Origin of the sequence: Citrobacter sp. Marseille-Q5395 (genome assembly GCF_947057495.1) — a bacterium.
In the GTDB taxonomy this organism is placed as follows: domain Bacteria; phylum Pseudomonadota; class Gammaproteobacteria; order Enterobacterales; family Enterobacteriaceae; genus Citrobacter; species Citrobacter murliniae.
This window is the reverse complement of sequence record NZ_CAMSEL010000067.1, coordinates 1-1,104: the sequence shown is the minus strand read 5'-3', so window position 1 is coordinate 1,104 and position 1,104 is coordinate 1. Positions and strand designations below refer to the sequence as shown.

Sequence of the window (1,104 nt, the reverse complement as noted above, 5' to 3'; positions counted from 1 at the left end):
TCAATCGAAAAGGCGAAATTCCCCAGCATCATCATCACGCGGGCTTCCTGCCCACCCCGTAATGCGCCTGCACCGCGCTGGCCGGAATCTTCAAATATCGGGATAATTTCACTCACCAGACAAGTCCTCCATCCAGAAGGCTGTTATCACCATTAAAGGCAGAATTGTTTTTCGTCACCGTGGTCACTTCATCGGCAATGGCTTTCTCATCCTGTCCCGGCGCGGCATTAATTTCGAAGTGGTACTCAAATTTGCGGTTATCGGTTATCTGCCGTGATGGCGGCTGCTTATCCAGTACATCCATTTTCTGAAGCAGACTTTCCCAGTAACCGCCCGTGCTCTCGTCTTTCAGAATCACCGGCTCAGCAGGTGAACTGTCTGTTGCAGTAACATTCCTGTCCTGCTGCCCGGCGGGAAAAAGGGGAACATTCGGATACTTATCCCCTGCGCGGGCGCTTTCTCCTTCCCCCTGGCTGTACGTCAGTACTGATGGTTCTCTTTCCCACTGACTGGCAGATGTTACCGGCTCATGCGCGTAATTATCCCAGGCTCCGGCACTGCTTTCAGGTTCCTCTTTAACGGTTTGCGCGACATGGTCCTTGTTTTGCTGTAGCGCCGCATTCCAGTTTAAAAGCGAGTCGCCGCCTTCCGGTGACAGATATTTATCAAGCGATTTGTTAAATGTTTCATCATCAGAATCAAAGCCAAACAATCCCCGGGTGGATTCCCAGGAGTGCTTAACTTTTTGCGGCAGGTCCGGGCGCTCTTTCAGTTGCTGGTCAAACCATTCCCCCTGTCCATTCTGGCTGGCCCTGAAACGCGCTCTTTCTACCCCATTTGCCGCAAGCGTTTTGAGGACGTCACGCTGGTCATTCCGGTCATCCGGCAGCAACCAGGACATTTTTTTTGCCAACGCATAAATAATTTTGCCGACAAAAACCACCCCCTGCCCGAACGACAGAACGCCGGGATAAAGGTCATTTCGCAGGAAAGTCACAATGCGCTTGATCCCGCCACCTTTGAACCAGTCGGCAAGATCATTCGTCAGGTTACGGATATCTGGCGCTAGTTCATTTCCCAGTTGCCCGGAAATTTCTGCGACCG

1 pseudogene is annotated in these 1,104 nt (G+C 51.9%); it reads right to left on the bottom strand.

Annotated features, from left to right (window positions below):
• Positions 1–112 precede the first annotated feature (112 nt).
• Positions 113–1,104, bottom strand: a pseudogene (locus tag OH663_RS25980) (hypothetical protein); the annotation flags it as partial.